This window comes from Streptomyces chattanoogensis, from assembly GCF_001294335.1.
Lineage (GTDB): Bacteria > Actinomycetota > Actinomycetes > Streptomycetales > Streptomycetaceae > Streptomyces > Streptomyces chattanoogensis.
The window spans coordinates 25,179-40,192 of the sequence record NZ_LGKG01000170.1 but is presented as its reverse complement, the minus strand read 5'-3'; the positions used below and the strand labels follow the sequence as shown (position 1 = coordinate 40,192).

Here is a 15,014-nt window from a genome sequence, read left to right as displayed (position 1 = left end):
GGGCGGCGGCGCCCTCGGCGGGGACCGTGGGGGCGGTGGGGGAGGTGGGGGACGTGGTCCGGGGACCGGTCCGTCCAGGCACGAAGAGCACCAGTACGAGGACCCCGAGCGCGGCGAAGCAGCCGCTGACTGCGAAGACCGCGTCGTAGCCGTCGACCGCGGCCCGGAGCACCGCGAAGGCGACCAGCGGCCCGAGCAGGGCGCCGGTCGTGTCCATGGCGCGGTGCACACCGAACGCCCTTCCCCGGTGCTCGGGCCGGGTGGACAGCGAGATCATCGCGTCCCGCGGGGCGGTGCGCAGGCCCTTGCCCGTGCGGTCGACGGCGAGCACGGCGCTGATCATGGGGAGGCCGTGGGCGAGCAGCATCAGCGGCTTGCACAGGGCCGACAGTCCGTAGCCGAGGCCGGCCACCACCTTGTGCCGCTGTCCGCCCCGGTCCGCGAGGTGGCCGCCGGCCAGCCGCACCAGCGCGCCGACGCCGTTGTTGATGCCGTCCAGCAGGCCGAAGCCGAGCGGGGACAGGCCAAGGGCCGCGACCACGTAGAGAGGGAGGACGGCGGTGATCATCTCCGAGGAGATGTCGGTGATCAGGCTGACCGCGCCGAGAGCCAGGACGGTGCCGGGTACGGCGGGCCGCCGCCCCGGACGGGTGTCCGGGGCGGCGGCGGGCTTGGTGCTGCGGGAGTCCGCGAGGTACACGGGCCTCAGTTCCAGATGCCGGTGATGTCGGAGGCGGTGGCGGCGTTGCCGGCGTGCGTGGTCAGACCGGCCAGGTCCTCCAGGGTGCGGAGCACGTTGTAGTGGTTGTATGTGGTGCCGCTGGAGCTGCCGGGGGCGACATGCGCTCCGTACAGGACGGTGGGGATGCGGTTGCCCGACTGCTTGTTGTCCTCGTCGAAGGTGACGACCAGGAGGCTGTTGTGGGTCTGCGCCCACGTCGCGTAGGCGCCCAGTTTGTTCTGGATCCAGCTGTCGCCGGTGGAGACCGAGCAGTCGTGCATGTCGTTGCACAGGTTCGGCACGACGAAGGAGACCTTGGGGAGGGTGGTGTAGTCGGTCGGGAACTGCGTCATGGTCTTGGCGGAGTTGAGCGGTACGTTGGAGAAACCGAACCAGGGGTTGTGCTTCTGCGCGTACTGGCCGCTGCTGCAGACGGTCGAACCCTCGCTGGGCAGCCCCTCGTTGTAGCTGGCCCAGGTCTTGCCGGCGGCGATCAGCTCGGAGCCGAGGTTGGGTGCGGAGAGGGACTGGACCGGGACGCAGCTGTCGTCGGTGCGGCCCTGGTTGGAGCCTGAGAACAGCTGGTAGTAGTTCGGCTCGCTGGGGTGGGTGATGCCGAAGGACTGGGTGAGGTTGGCGCCACCCGCCTTGAGGGTGTTGTTGATGTACGGGGCGCTGGAGCTGCCGATCACCTGGGAGTAGGCGTGGTTCTCCATCACCACGACCACCACGTGATCGGGGGCCGGGAGGCCGACGGCGTGGGCGGTCGCTCCGGTGGTGGCCCACAGACCGATCGACGTGACGGCGAGGGCCACGGCCCCGGCGAGTGCGGAGAGGGTACGGCGCCTGGGCTTGGAAGCCTTGAGGTTGGGTGCCTTGAGTGCGGCCATGACTGTCCTCCGGACAGAAGTGACGAGGGGGGCGGCACGGCGCAACCTTAGAAGCAGCCATGTGGCATCGGCCGCGTCCGGTGAATGAAGAACAGGCGAACGGTGGTTCCCCGCGGATCCGCCGCGCGCCGCGGGAAATTCATGAAGAACGGCGCGCGGCGGGGCGCTCGATACGAGCGGGCGCCCCGCAACCGGCGTTGTCGCTCAACAGGCGCCGGAGGAACTGCCGCCGGTTGCCGGCCAACGGCGCGCGGTGGGGCAGACACCGTAGGGTGAGGCCGCCGCCCGCCTCTGGCCGCGGTGGGTACACCTCAATCGGCTTCCAGCGCGTCGGCCCGCCGCTTCAGTTCGTCTGCGACATCGTCCCAGTCCGGTCCGTGCAGCCACAGGTTCTCGGCCGCCTCGCGCATCAGCCCCGGCTCGTCCGGTCGCTGCAGGAGCACCAGTCGGTAGGCCAGGTTGCGCACCCAGACCGGCAGCAGGCCGTCGACCACGTGTGGACACAGCTCATGGAGCATCGCCAGGATCGCTTCCGCGTCGGCGAAGGTCAGCTCTTCGATGAAGTAGCGCTCCTGGTGGTCGTACGCGCACTCAGGCAGGCGCTTTCCGAGGCCCAAGAACAGCGCGTTCCTCGACCTAAATGCGCTCGGCTACGCGTACGAGTCGCTGACCGAAGGATCGGGGACCCCCGTGGTGCTCCCTGTCCCGCTCCAGGTGACCGGCCCCGAGCCGCGGGTCCTGGCGGCGTCCGTGCACCACAGTTCCTACGATCTCAGTCTGCAGGGGCCGACCGAGGTGCCGCTGGAGCCGGTCGACGATGCCGGCCGGACGCTGGGGCTGCTCAGCGAGGGCAACCCTCCTGAGTCGGGGCTGCTCCTGACAGTCGAGGGTGTGCGCACCAACCTGCCGCCCGATACGCCGTACCGCATCTACCTCGACCATGCCGAGGGGGAACCGGGCGAGAGCCCCTACTTCGTGGGCTGGATCTCCTTCTTCGGGTCGGTCGAGACCGGTGGCGCCGGCCACGGCGGGCAGGACGTCACCTACGACATCACCGATCAGGTCCGCCGGCTCCAGGCGGCGAGCCTGTGGCCCCAGGGAGGCGTCACCGTCGCCATCACCCCGTCCACCCCGCTGACCGCCGAACTCGCCGCCGAACCGTCCGCCCCCAGGCCGACGTTCGAGCGGGTGACGCTGAGCACGAGCTGATCCCGCGCACCCGGTCGTCCGTCCAGGCACCACCCGTGCCCGGACGGACGGCTTGTGCTGCCGCCCGCGTACCCGCGGAGGGCCGCCGTTCACACCGGACCCCGCGCCGGGCACCCCGTCACCCGGATGGCGGAGCCGGGATGTCCCCGACCGCCGTCGGATGGCGTACTGAGAATTGCCGCCGTCACTGGAAGGTGATCGAGGTGAACGATACGGCGACCTTCGGGATGCCGCTGGCTGTCTCACCACTGGATTTCCGGCCCGCCGCCTATGCCGGACTTGCATTGATCGTTCTCGGCACCCTCGCCGGTGCCTGGTCGGTACGGCGCTGGCCCCACCGCAGGGGCGTGATGCTGCCCGCGGCCGGCGGGGCCCTGCTCGCCCTGGCGGTTTTCGATCTCCTGCCGCATGCGCTCGGCGAGGCCCGGGAGGCCGGGCTGCCCCTGTGGACCGTTCCCGCCGGGACGGCCGCGGGATGCATCGTGGTGCCCGTGTGCGGCTCCCTGCTGTGCCGGCTCGGAGGCGGCGGCCAGGCGTACGGAATGGGCACCACCGTCGCACTCGTGCTGCACCGGGCGTTCGAAGGGATGACGGTTGTGCTGCTCCCGTCGGTTCCGGTCGTCGCGGCCCTGGTCGTGCACTCCGCCGGCGAAGGTCTGGCGCTGACCGCGCTGTTGGAGGCCGGGGGCCGACGGCGGCTCGCCCCGTGGCTGACCCTCGCCTGCATCAGCCCGTTCCTCGGCGGCCTGGCCACGGAAGCCGTGCCGCTGCCGGACGGCGCGCACGCCGTGCTGATGGCCGTGGTGGCGGGTGTCCTGCTGCGCGGCGCGACCGCGGCCGTCGCCGTGGCACACGAGCGGCAGTCTGCGGTGTACTCACCCGATGGACGTCTGACCGTGCTGGCCCTCGGTTCGGCGCTGGCCATCACCAGTCTGACCGTGGTGGTGCTGCGCTGACGCGTCGCCCGCCCCGTTCCGCCGTCCCCGTCAGCCGAGTCCGGCCTCCGCGATGCGCCGCAGCAGCGCGTGCAGGGTTTCCCGCTCGGCCGGCTCGAGCGGGTCCAGCAGTGCGTTCGTCACGCGCAGGCCCGCCTCGTCGGTGTCGCGCAGGAAGGTGCGACCGCCCTCCGTCAGGACGACGATCCGGCTGCGGCGGTCGTCGGGGGCGGGGCGCCGCTCGACGAAGTCCAGCTTCTCCAGGTCGTCGACCAGGCCGACGATCGCGCTCGGGTCGTAGCCGAGGCGGCTGCTCAGCTCGCGCTGGAGCGCGCCCCGCGACGTGGCGAGGAACCGCAGGAGCGCGTAGTGACGCAGGCGCAGGCCCGACTCCTGGAGCGAGGCGTTGAACAGCTGCCCGGAGCGCAGGCCCAGCCGGTACAGGAGGTAGCCGGTGTCCGCGTGCAGCCCCCGCATCCACGGCTCGTCCGCGTCGATCGGGCTCGGATTCTTCGTGTGCCGGCTGGTGATGGCGGGCCCCCTGGTCTCGGTCTCCTCGGCTGGTGGGTCCCAGCATGCCGCATCCGAAGGTCGCCAACAACTATTGACGACAACAATCATTGCTCTTAGCTTCGATCTCGGCGGTGCTCGTCCATGCCGACGCACCGCCTCCCGAGCCGTTCCCGTCCGAAGGGACCCGCACGTGCCCCCCATCGATCTCACCGGCAAGGCCGCCGTCGTCACCGGCGGCGGCCGGGGCCTCGGCCTCGCCTACGCCCATGCCCTCGCCGCCCACGGCGCCTCGGTGGTCGTCAACGACGTCGACGAGGCCGTGGCCGAACAGGCCGTGAAGTCCATCGCCGAGGCCGGCGGCACCGCCGTCGCCGAGGTGGTCCCGGTCGGCACCGCCGAGGCCGCCGACCGGCTGGTCGCCCGCGCCGTCCAGGCATTCGGCCGGCTCGACGTCCTGGTCACCAACGCCGGCATCCTGCGCGACAGGGTGCTGTGGAAGATGACCGACGAGGACTTCGACGCCGTGGTCACCACCCACCTCAGGGGCACCTTCACCTGTGCCCGGGCCGCCGCCGTCCGCATGCGCGAACAGGGCGAGGGCGGCACCCTGGTCCTGGTCGGCTCCCCGGCCGGGCAGCGCGGCAACTTCGGGCAGACCAACTACGCCGCCGCCAAGGCCGGTATCGCCGCGATGGCCCGTACCTGGTCGATGGAGCTGGGCCGCGCAGGCATCACCGTCAACGCGATCGTGCCGGTCGCCGCGACGGCCATGACCGAGACCATCCCCGCCTTCGCGCCGTACATCGAGGCCATGAGGAACGGCGCGCCGCTGCCCGGCTTCCTGCGCAAGGGCGAGGGCTTCGGCACCCCCGAGGACTGCGCGGCCCTCGTGCCCTTCCTCGCCTCCGAGGCGGCGCGTGGCATCACCGGCCAGGCCATCGGCATCGGCGGCGACAAGCTGTCCCTCTGGTCGCATCCGCAGGAGGTCACGTCCGCCTACGCCGACGGAGGCTGGACCGCCGGCACCCTCGCCGATGCCTGGCACACCTCGGTCGGCGCCGAGCCGCAGACGGTGGGCATTCCCGCGCCCCGCATTCCGGAGGCGTGATGAACGTCGACGACCTGACCGCGATCGACGTGCACACCCACGCGGAAGTGTCCTCCAAGGGCCACTCCTCCCTGGACGACGACCTGCACGACGCCTCCTCCGCCTATTTCAAGGTCGAGGGCAAGCGGAAGCCGACCCTGGAGGAGACGGCCGCCTACTACCGCGAGCGCCGGATGGCCGCGGTGATCTTCACGGTGGACGCCGAGTCCGCCACCGGCACCACACCCGTCCCGAACGAGGAGGTCGCCGAGGCCGCCGCGGCCCACTCCGACGTCCTGATCCCCTTCGCCTCCCTCGACCCCTTCCGCGGGAAGGCCGGCGTGCGGCAGGCCCGGCGGCTGGTGGACGAGTACGGGGTGAAGGGCTTCAAGTTCCACCCCAGCATCCAGGGCTTCTTCCCCAACGACCGCGCGGTGGCATACGCGTTGTACGAGGTCATCGAGGAGACCGGCACCATCGCCCTGTTCCACACCGGCCAGACCGGCATCGGCGCGGGCGTGCCCGGCGGGGGCGGCATCCGGCTCAAGTACTCCAACCCCCTGTACGTGGACGACGTCGCCGCCGACTTCCCGCAGCTGAAGATCATCCTGGCGCACCCGTCCTTCCCCTGGCAGGACGAGGCCCTCGCCGTGGCCACCCACAAGCCGGGTGTGCACATCGATCTGTCCGGCTGGTCGCCGAAGTACTTCCCGCCGCAACTGGTGCAGTACGCGAACACGCTGCTCAAGGACAAGGTCCTCTTCGGCTCCGACTTCCCCGTCCTCACCCCGGACCGCTGGCTCGCCGACTTCGCCCAGCTGCCGGTCAAGGACGAGGTCAGGCCGAAGATCCTCAAGGAGAACGCCGCCCGGCTGCTCGGGCTGACCACACCGTAAGGGGCGTCAGATGCGCAATGAGGGACTGGGGTCGTGGCCCGCACGCCGGGCCCGCAAGACCCCGCACCGCACGGCCCTGATCCACCACGGCACCACCGTCACGTACGCCGAGCTGTACGAGCGCACCACCCGCCTCGCCCACGCCCTGCGCGCCCGGGGCGTCCGGCGCGGCGACCGGATCGCCTACCTCGGCCCCAACCACCCCTCCTACCTGGAGACCCTGTTCGCCGCGGGCACCCTCGGCGCGGTCTTCGTCCCGCTCAACACCCGCCTCGCGGCTCCCGAGATCGCTTACCAGCTCGACGACTCGGGCGCCAAGGTCCTCATCCACGGCCCTGCGCACGCCGGACCGCCCGGAAGCACCGACGTCCGGACACACCTCGAGGTCGGCGCCGCATACGAGAAGGCGCTCGCCGGGGCTCCGAAAGTGTCGGTCGACGAGACGGTCACCCCCGACGACACCTGCATCATCATGTACACCTCGGGGACCACCGGCCGTCCCAAGGGCGCCATGCTCACCCACGCCAACCTGACCTGGAACGCCCTCAACGTCCTCGTCGACACCGACCTCGCCGCCGACGAACGCGCCCTGGTCTCCGCGCCGTTGTTCCACACGGCCGGGCTGAACATGCTCACCCTGCCCGTGCTGCTGAAGGGTGGCACCTGCGTCCTGGCCGAGTCCTTCGACCCCAACGCCACTTTCGATCTGATCGAACGGCACCGGATCACCTTCATGTTCGGGGTCCCGACGATGTTCGACCAGGTGGCACGGCATCCGCGCTGGGCGGACGCGGACCTGTCCTCGCTGCGGATCCTGCACTGCGGCGGTTCACCGGTCCCGACGCCGCTCATCGCCACGTACCAGGAGCGCGGGCTCACCTTCCTCCAGGGGTACGGCATGACCGAGGCGGCGCCCGGGGCCCTGTTCCTGGACGCCGAGCATGCGGCCGGCAAGGCGGGTTCGGCCGGGGTGCCGCACTTCTTCAGCGACGTACGGGTCGTGCGGCCGGACCTCACGCCGGTCGACGTCGGCGAGACCGGCGAGGTCGTCGTGCGCGGGCCGCACGTCATGCCCGGTTACTGGGGACTGCCCGAGGAGACGGCCGCCTCCTTCGCGGACGGCTGGTTCCGCACCGGGGACGCCGCCCGGATCGACGAGGACGGCTACCTCTTCGTCGTCGACCGGATCAAGGACATGATCATCTCGGGCGGCGAGAACATCTACCCCGCCGAGATCGAGGACCTGCTCCTGGCCCATCCGGACATCGTCGAATGCGCCGTCATCGGCGTGCCGGACGCCACATGGGGCGAAGCGCCGCGCGCGGTCGTGGTGGCCCGCGAGGGCGCCTCGGTGGACCCCGGCGAGGTGCTGGCCTCACTGGCCGGCCGCCTCGCCAAGTACAAGATCCCGAAGTCGGTGGTGGTCGCGGACGGACTCCCGCGCACCGCCTCCGGAAAGCTCCTCAAAGCCCGGGTGCGGGCCCGGTACGGCAGCAACCCCTGAGTGCGGCAACTCCTCAGTGCGGCAACTCCCAAGCGCGACATCTCCCAAGTACAGCAACCCCCAAGTGAGGAACGGCAGATGAGCATCACCGTCCATGGCGTTGACGAACTGAAGGGGCTCGCCGGGAGCGACCTGGGCACCGGTGAGTGGATCGAGATCACCCAGGAGCGCATCCACACCTTCGCCGACGCGACCGGCGACCACCAGTGGATCCATGTGGACCCCGAACGCGCCGCGGACGGTCCGTTCGGCGCCCCCATCGCGCACGGCTACCTCACCCTCTCCCTCTTCATCCCCCTGTTCACCGAGCTCCTGGACGTCCAGGGCGTCGCGACGAAGGTCAACTACGGTCTCAACAAGGTGCGTTTCCCGGCGCCGGTGACGGTCGGGTCGAGGATCCGGCTGGTCGGGAAGCTGGGCGCGGTCGAGGACGTACCCGGCGGTGTGCAGATCACCGTCGACGGCACGATCGAGATCGAGGGCCAAACCAAGCCCGCGGCCGTGCTGCAGAGCCTGTCCCGCTTCTACGCCTGACGCACGTCAGGCGGATTCCCGTACGGGCACCACGTCGAGAAGACGTTCCGAGGCGTCCTGCGCGAGCGGCGCGAGCCGGTCGTACACCGCCCGGAACGTCTTCTCGGCGCGCTCCGCCGGCCAGCCGTCCGGCAGATGCGCGACCGGCAGCCGGGGATCGTGCCGGATGACCTGCAGCCACTCCGCCTGCAACCGCAGCCGCAGGGCGAGGGCGTCGTCGGCGTCCGGCAGCCGGGTCTCCCACGGCTGCCAGCTCCGTATGAACGCCTCGTAGCGCTCCGCCAGTTCGGACAGCTCCCAGGTCTCCTCGATCATCGCGCCGATGTCCAGGCCGGCGTCGGCGTGCGCACGGAAGACCTTCACATGGGCGGACAGGCCGAGTTCCGCCACCAACGACGACACCTCGACCGTGCCGGGGGCGATCCACAGACCGCTGAACAGCGGGCCGAAACCGCTCCAGGTGAGCTTTGCGCGCAGGTCGTGGCGCTGGCGCTGCCAGGACTCGGGCAGCGAGAAGCCGAGCAGCGTCCAGGTGCCGTCCCACTGCCGGTTGACCGCACCGGTGCCCCAGATGCGCCGCTCGCCGTCCCGCAGCACGGCCACCGAGCGCTCGGTCAGCCCGAAGTACATCCGACGGCCCTCGCGCCGACGGTGCAGCAGGCCGCGGTTCACCATGCGGGTCAGCGTCGAGCGCGTCGCCTGCTCGCCGATCCCGGCGCGGGCGAAGACGTCGATGATGCTGCCCGAGGACACCCAGACGTCCTGCCCGAGCACCTGGTCACCCAGGAACGTCAGCATGAGGGACTGGGGCCGCAGCGACTCTTGCGTGGTCACGGCGTCCACCGTACGCCCCCGCCGATCACGGCCGGTGCGCTCCCGTGCGCCCGCGTGCACCGACCAGCTCCGGTGCGGTGTAGCGGACGAACGGCAGGAAGCCGCCCTCGCCGGTCCCCTTCGCGGCGTCGTTGAGCTTCCGCGGTGCGGTGGCCGCGCCCCAGCTGCCGGTGTCCACCCGGTGCTCGAGGGCCTTCAGGGCGGCCAGCCAGTTGGCGGGCCTGAAGGTGCAGTGGCCCGTGCCGTGCACATACGTCTGGCGGAGCATGCTCCCGTCGCCTGCGCTGCGCACCGTGCGGGCGTACTCGCTCTCCTGGGGCGCCGGGTTCAGCGGGTCGTCCGTGGTGTGCAGGGTGAGGTGCGGCACGGGGAGGCGGCCGGAGGGGACGGCGGTGCGTTCCATGTGGCGTACGGCGTCAGGGTCGGCCTTGATGCGGGCGTTGCGCGTGAGCTGCGTCAGGTCCCCGGCCAGATCCAGTCCCGCCTTCTTGTACAGGGCCCGGACCTGGGGGAGGTCCTTGCTGTGCCGGAGCAGCCTGGCGTAGTCGACTCCGGCGTTGGCGGAGATACGGCCGCCCTCGGCCTTCTCGACCTGGTGGCGGGCACCGAGGGTGAAGGGGAGGGAGACCTTGATGAGCCCTTCGGCCTGCTGCTTCTCGCGTGCCGCGTAGTCGCCCGCCTCGGGCGGCCGCTTGCCGCTGAACCAGGTGGGCTGGTTGCGGAGCGCGGCGGCGAGTGCCGTACGGGCGCGGCCCTGCGGGGTGGTCCGGGCGCGCTGGACGGCGCGCGCGAGGGCGTTGCCGGAGGCGGCGGCCTCCTTGTCCGACGAGAAGCCGGTGAGCTTGATCCGCCGGCCGGGGGCGAGGAGTTGATCGACCGCGTAATCCCCGTCCACCTGGTAGTCGTTGAAGCCGACGCCTCCCGCGACGATGCCGCAGGCGGAGAGCGCACCGTCGATGCGCCCCCTGCCGTGCTGCGCGACGAGGGAGTTGACCAGCCCGCCCATGGACTCGCCCCAGGCGAGGGTGCGCTGCGGACCGCCGATCTCGCCGATCTTCTTCCGGGCCGCGCCGAGGGTGTCGAACTGATCCTTGACGGCGGTGTTCAGCGCCCAGCGGGAACTGCCCGAGTAACGAGGAGCGTCCGGCACATCGGCGATCCACTGTGCGCCGTCCGCGAGTTCGCCGGTGTAGTGCTTGGTGTGCGGGGCGGTCGGGGTGTCCGCGGTGCTCCGGGTGTCCGCTCCGCCGGGCCCGGCGCAGGCGGCGGTCATCGTGAGCGCGGCGCAGCAAGCGAGGGTCGCGGACGCCGCTCCGGTGCGGCGGGGGAGTTCGGTGTCATGAGGGCTCCCGTGGGGGGCAGGTGACGGTCGACACATTAGGCAGATGCATTACGGCCGTCAATGAACTGCACAACACAACGTTCCGCCCTGCTGGAGGAGATCCAGCAGGGCGGAACGCACCGACAGGGTCAGGCGGTTCAGTGGCCCAGCGCCCGCAGCACGGCCTCGGCCATGACGCGTTCACCGGTCGCGTTGGGGTGCAGCGGCGCGGCCGGTGAGGTGGGCAGGATGCCCTCGATCCAGCGGTTCGAAGAGCAGCTGTCGTGGCCCCTGGTCGGGCCGACGGTGTCGACGTAGGTGGCGCCCGCCGCACCGGCGGCCTTGGCCACCTTCTCGTTGAGTTCGTCCATGACGGAGCGCAGGAACCGGAGATCGCCGCTCGTGGCGGGCAGCTTGCCGAAACAGGTCTTCGGATCTTCGGGGAGTACCGACGGATAGCCGACGACCACGACCTTGGCCTTGGGAGCCTTGGCGGACAGCTTGCGCAGGCCGTCGGTCAGCTGCGCGGTCGCCGAGTCGAGCCGCTTGCTGAGCGTGTCGCCGTAGAAGTCCCGGCACGGCGCCCCGAAGGGGTTCGTCACGGACAGGGCGGAACAGGCGACCACGACATCGACGAAGCCGACGTCGGAGGTGCCGAGGTTGTTGCCGCCGAGGGTGAGGGTGATCAGGGACGTGTCGGACGTGACGGCGTCGAGCTGCGGGCCGTTGACGACCATCCCGGCGTCGGTCTGGGAGGTGGTGAGCGCGCTCACCTTGGCGCCGGCGCAGGTCTTGTCCGTGTACGCGGACGGGGCGAGGGCCGCGGCGACGAGGTGGCCGTAGTTGTGGTCGGAGCGCAGGCACAGGCCCGCGGACTGTCCCGGGACCCCGGCCCCGGCGGCGTAGGAATCGCCCAGGGCCACATACTTCCCGGATCCGGTCCCGGCCGGCGCCGAAGGCGCGGCATGGGCGGAGGCGGGGAAGGTGGCTACGGTGAGGGCGGAGGCGAGGAGCGTGGCACCGGTCAGTACGGAGGCACCCCGCCTGACGCGCAGGGTGCGCGGTGTGTGGGTGCCGGCGGGTGCGTCGGCGCCGGTGGCACCGGCTGTGCCGGTTGTGCTGGTGGTAGGGGTGGTGGCGGCTCTGGGCATGGTTCCCCCTGGGAAGGCAGTGCGACGGATGGTCGATCGATACCGGCCGGTAACGTCCTCGTATCGTGGCTGCCGTATGCCGTACGGGCCATGTGCCGACGCACAGCACCACACCCGCCTCCGTTGTCACACGGCACAACACACTCCCCCTGACGCGCGCGCCTTTGTAACCTGCCGTTCATGAGCCGCAAGCCCGTCGCGCCCGCCGAAATCGCGCCCATAGCGGCCGCGTTACTGACCCGTGCCGAGGAACTGGGCGCCCGGGTGGCCCGCCGTATCCGCGCCGAGGTGACGTACTACGTCAGCGAGGACCATGTGTCCTTCGCCGAGTTGACCGCCTCCTGCCGCCGCAACTGCGAGCTGGTGCTCCAGCAGCTCGCCGGCGGTCACAGCGGCGATATGACACCGGCGCAGGAGACCGGACGGGAACGGGCCCGCCAGGGAGCCCCGCTGGCCGAGCTGCTGCACGCCTACCGCGTCGGGTCCGAGGTCCTGTGGGCCGAAATCGCCGCCGAGGCCCGTATCGCGGAGGGCATCACCACCGACACGGTCATGTCCCTGGCCGCGTGGTGGGTCAACGGAGGGCTCGCGGCGTCGGCCAGCGACGCCTACCGCGAGGAGGCCTCCGAGCTGGTGCTGCAGCGGGAACGGGAACGGTCGGCCATGGTGGAGGCCCTGTTCAGCGGCCTGCTCACGGACCGTACGACCCTCTGGGACGCCGCCGATGTGCTCGGCCTGCCGACCGGCGGACCGTATGTCGTGGTGGCCGCGGAGGTGCCCGCACCCGGCCGGGAGGCGCTGCCCGGCATCGAGGCAAGCCTGCTGGCCGAGCAACTGCGTTCGGCCTGGCGGCTGTTGCCGGATCTTCAGGTGGGCGTGGTCGCCGTCCAGCGTCCGGGGGCCGAGGACGCGGTGCTGCGCGTCCTGGAACGAGCGCTCGCCGCCCGGGTGGGCGTCAGCCCCCCGTACCCCGTCCTGCGGGAGACCCCGCGGGCGCTGCGGCTCGCCCGGCTGGCGCTCACCGGGGTACGCGGCCGGACCAAGGGCATCGCGCGCTTCGACGACAGCCCGGCCGCCCTGTTGGTGGCGGCGGCCCCGGACGAGGCCGGACGGATCGCCCGGGCGGTCTTCGAAGGCGTACTGGGGCTGCCGGCCGGCGAGCGGGACCGCCTGCTGGAGACGCTGGAGTGCTGGTTCGCGGCGGCCGGTTCGGCGGCCGACGCGGCGCGGCTGCTGTACTGCCACCGCAACACCGTCCGCTACCGGCTGCACAGACTCGAGGAGCTGACCGGGCGTTCGCTGCGCGACCCCCGCGCGGTCGCCGACCTCGCCGTGGCGCTGCATGCGCTGCGGCTGGCGCCCGCCGGGTAGATCTCCCGCAAGCGCGGCCGAACTCCGGGGCGCCCCGACTTCGTCATGTCGCCGCACAGCTGGATCAGGTCCCGACGCCCGCCACGAGGTGAGGTGACACAGACCCGGGCCGCCCGTCGACGCCGTCGATCCGACGCCGGTAAACCCTTGGCATTCCCCCAGGACGGCTTCGGAAGGACCCAGCATGCTCACACAGGCGCCACCGGAGAACACGGCCGCACGGCTCGCCGTGGACATCCGGCGCAAGGTCATCGAGATGAGCGGTTCGCCCAACGGTGTGCACATCGGCGGCAGCATGTCCATCGCCGACCTGCTTGCCGTGCTGTACGGCGAGGTGCTCCGGCAGCCGGCCGGTGAGGGGCCGCCGGGCGAGGGCGACTACCTGATCCTGAGCAAGGGGCAGGCGTCCGCGGCGTTGTACGCGGCGCTCGCCGCGACCGGGGTGATCCCGGAGGCGGAGTGCGCGACCTACGCCGAGGAGGACAGCCGCCTGGGCGGTCATCCGATGAAGCGCCTTCCCGGTGTGGAGTTCTCGACGGGCGCGCTGGGGCACGGGCTCTCGCTGGGCCTGGGCGTGGCTCTCGCCGGGCGGCGCTACGGGCACGACGGCCGGGCCTTTGTGATCCTGGGCGACGGAGAGCTGCAGGAGGGCTCCAACTGGGAAGCGGCGATGGCGGCGTCCCACCTCGGGGCCGACAACCTGACCGCGATCGTGGACCGCAACGGCTGGCAGATCAGCGGCCGGACCGAGGACTGCATGTCGCTGGAGCCGCTGGCCGACAAATGGGCCAGCTTCGGCTGGCGCGTGCGCACCATCGACGGACACGACCACGACCACATCAGGCAGGCGCTCGGCGGGCCGGCCGAGCCGGGCCGGCCGACGGCCGTCATCGCCCGCACGATCAAGGCACGCGGAGTTCCCGGTCTGCACGACACGAAGAAGAGCCATGCGGCGACCCTCGACGAGGACGCGCGGCGACTGGCCCTCGCGGTCCTGGACGGTGAGCCGGTATGAGCACCGCACTCGCCGCCCGCCGCTCCGTCGCGGAGGTCCTCGACCATGTCTGGCGGAACCGGTCGGCCATCCAGAGCCGCGACGCCTACGCCATGATGCTGCTCGCCCTGGGGCGGGAGAACCCGCGTCTGGCGTGCCTGGCCACCGACATGGACTACGAGGACCACTTCGCGGCGGAACTGCCGCGCCAGTATGTGGACCTCGGCATCGCCGAGCAGAACATGATCGGTGTCGCCGCCGGCATGACGGTGGCCGCGGGGCCGGTGTTCGCCAACGGCATGAGCCCGTTCGCCATCGCCCGCGCCTACGAACAGATCAAGATCGATGTGGCCGGCGCGAACCTGCCGGTCAAGATCGTGGGGACGCATGCGGGCCTCGCGTCGGGCCACTACGGCCCCACCCATCATTCGCTGGAGGACATCGGCGCGACCCGGATGCTGCCCAACATGACGGTGGTGGTGCCGGGTGATGCCTGGGAGGCCGTCCAGGCCACGGTGGCCGTGGCGAACGATCCCGGTCCCGCGTACCTGCGGCTGGGACGGCTGGCCACACCGACGCTCTACGACGAGCGCACCGACTTCGTCCTGGGCAAGGCACGCGTCCTGCGGGAGCCCGGCAGAGTGGTGTTCCTCGCCACCGGCCCTTATCCGAACCTGGTCGCGGCGGAGGCGGCACGCGCACTCGCGTCGCGCGGGGTGAGCGCCGGGCACCTCAACATGCATACGGTCAAGCCGCTCGACCGGGAGGCCGTCCTCGAGGCGGGCGCCCGTGCCGAAGTGCTGGTGACCATCGAGGACCACCGCGCCGTGGGCGGCCTGGGCGGAGCGGTCTGCGAAGTGGTGGCCGAGGCCGGGGGCCCGCCGGTGCGGCGGATCGGAGTGCCCGACGTCCACTACGACCTGGTCGGCGGCGAGCAGTACCTGCTGGACCGCGCCGGGATCAACACGGCCAACGCGATCAACCAGGCGCTGGACGTTCTGGCGTGACGAACTCCGCGCCGTGTGGCCGAGCCGCTCGTCCGGCGCCGCCGGTG

The 15,014-nt window shown here is 71.3% G+C and carries 16 protein-coding genes; 9 read left to right on the top strand and 7 right to left on the bottom strand.

Annotation, left to right across the window (positions count from 1 at the left end):
* From ADL29_RS32240 to ADL29_RS32230, 3 genes are all read right to left on the bottom strand, one after another.
* The coding region (locus ADL29_RS32240; RefSeq protein ID WP_157878627.1) for an MFS transporter at positions 1-700 on the bottom strand (700 nt) is incomplete at its 3' end.
* A 5-nt stretch (positions 701-705) separates the two neighbouring features.
* Complete coding sequence (locus tag ADL29_RS32235; RefSeq protein ID WP_053927081.1) at positions 706-1,611, bottom strand: alkaline phosphatase family protein; 906 nt, start codon at positions 1,609-1,611, stop codon at positions 706-708.
* A 311-nt stretch (positions 1,612-1,922) separates the two neighbouring features.
* A complete protein-coding gene (locus tag ADL29_RS32230) occupies positions 1,923-2,228 on the bottom strand; it encodes a hypothetical protein (RefSeq protein WP_245689717.1) in 306 nt (101 codons plus the stop codon).
* Positions 2,229-2,301: 73 nt separating this feature from the next.
* Here ADL29_RS32230 and ADL29_RS32225 point away from each other — a divergent pair, with 73 nt between their 5' ends.
* Positions 2,302-2,820 carry a DUF7868 domain-containing protein gene (locus ADL29_RS32225; RefSeq protein ID WP_053927079.1) on the top strand — a complete coding sequence of 173 codons (519 nt, stop codon included), beginning with the start codon at positions 2,302-2,304 and terminating at the stop codon, positions 2,818-2,820.
* Positions 2,821-3,023: 203 nt separating this feature from the next.
* Entirely contained in the window at positions 3,024-3,776 is a 753-nt protein-coding gene (locus tag ADL29_RS32220) for a hypothetical protein (protein ID WP_157878626.1), read from the top strand.
* 30 nt (positions 3,777-3,806) lie between these two features.
* Here ADL29_RS32220 and ADL29_RS32215 read toward each other — a convergent pair whose 3' ends face one another.
* Positions 3,807-4,232: a MarR family winged helix-turn-helix transcriptional regulator gene (locus tag ADL29_RS32215; RefSeq protein ID WP_053927077.1), complete on the bottom strand. Its 426-nt coding sequence runs from the start codon at positions 4,230-4,232 to the stop codon at positions 3,807-3,809.
* Between the two features lie 226 nt (positions 4,233-4,458).
* Between ADL29_RS32215 and ADL29_RS32210 the strand changes: the two genes are divergently transcribed.
* From ADL29_RS32210 to ADL29_RS32195, 4 genes are all read left to right on the top strand, one after another.
* Positions 4,459-5,376 carry an SDR family NAD(P)-dependent oxidoreductase gene (locus ADL29_RS32210; protein WP_053927076.1) on the top strand — a complete coding sequence of 306 codons (918 nt, stop codon included), beginning with the start codon at positions 4,459-4,461 and terminating at the stop codon, positions 5,374-5,376.
* On the top strand, positions 5,376-6,251 hold the full coding sequence (locus ADL29_RS32205; protein WP_053927075.1) for an amidohydrolase family protein: 876 nt from the start codon (positions 5,376-5,378) through the stop codon (positions 6,249-6,251). Before ADL29_RS32210 ends, ADL29_RS32205 begins: the two co-directional genes overlap by 1 nt.
* A gap of 10 nt (positions 6,252-6,261) precedes the next feature.
* Positions 6,262-7,755 (top strand): o-succinylbenzoate--CoA ligase, encoded by a 1,494-nt coding sequence (gene menE, locus ADL29_RS32200; RefSeq protein WP_053927074.1) that lies wholly within the window; start codon positions 6,262-6,264, stop codon positions 7,753-7,755.
* 78 nt (positions 7,756-7,833) lie between these two features.
* The gene (locus tag ADL29_RS32195) at positions 7,834-8,289 is read left to right on the top strand and encodes a MaoC family dehydratase (protein WP_053927073.1); all 456 of its coding nucleotides are present in this window, start codon (positions 7,834-7,836) and stop codon (positions 8,287-8,289) included.
* A 6-nt stretch (positions 8,290-8,295) separates the two neighbouring features.
* On the opposite strand, the gene ADL29_RS32190 is transcribed toward ADL29_RS32195, so the two are convergent.
* The 3 genes from ADL29_RS32190 to ADL29_RS32180 form a co-directional block, all read right to left on the bottom strand.
* Complete coding sequence (locus ADL29_RS32190) at positions 8,296-9,123, bottom strand: PaaX family transcriptional regulator (protein WP_078971452.1); 828 nt, start codon at positions 9,121-9,123, stop codon at positions 8,296-8,298.
* 25 nt (positions 9,124-9,148) lie between these two features.
* Complete coding sequence (locus ADL29_RS32185; protein WP_053927072.1) at positions 9,149-10,396, bottom strand: hypothetical protein; 1,248 nt, start codon at positions 10,394-10,396, stop codon at positions 9,149-9,151.
* 206 nt (positions 10,397-10,602) lie between these two features.
* On the bottom strand, positions 10,603-11,595 hold the full coding sequence (locus ADL29_RS32180; protein WP_078971451.1) for an SGNH/GDSL hydrolase family protein: 993 nt from the start codon (positions 11,593-11,595) through the stop codon (positions 10,603-10,605).
* Positions 11,596-11,775: 180 nt separating this feature from the next.
* Here ADL29_RS32180 and ADL29_RS32175 point away from each other — a divergent pair, with 180 nt between their 5' ends.
* The 3 genes from ADL29_RS32175 (at position 11,776) to ADL29_RS32165 (ending at position 14,967) form a co-directional block, all read left to right on the top strand.
* Complete coding sequence (locus ADL29_RS32175) at positions 11,776-12,966, top strand: PucR family transcriptional regulator (protein WP_211274430.1); 1,191 nt, start codon at positions 11,776-11,778, stop codon at positions 12,964-12,966.
* A 184-nt stretch (positions 12,967-13,150) separates the two neighbouring features.
* Positions 13,151-13,981 (top strand): transketolase, encoded by an 831-nt coding sequence (locus tag ADL29_RS32170; protein WP_053927071.1) that lies wholly within the window; start codon positions 13,151-13,153, stop codon positions 13,979-13,981.
* The gene (locus ADL29_RS32165; protein ID WP_053927070.1) at positions 13,978-14,967 is read left to right on the top strand and encodes a transketolase family protein; all 990 of its coding nucleotides are present in this window, start codon (positions 13,978-13,980) and stop codon (positions 14,965-14,967) included. The genes ADL29_RS32170 and ADL29_RS32165 overlap by 4 nt, the downstream gene beginning before the upstream one ends.
* Positions 14,968-15,014 lie beyond the last annotated feature (47 nt).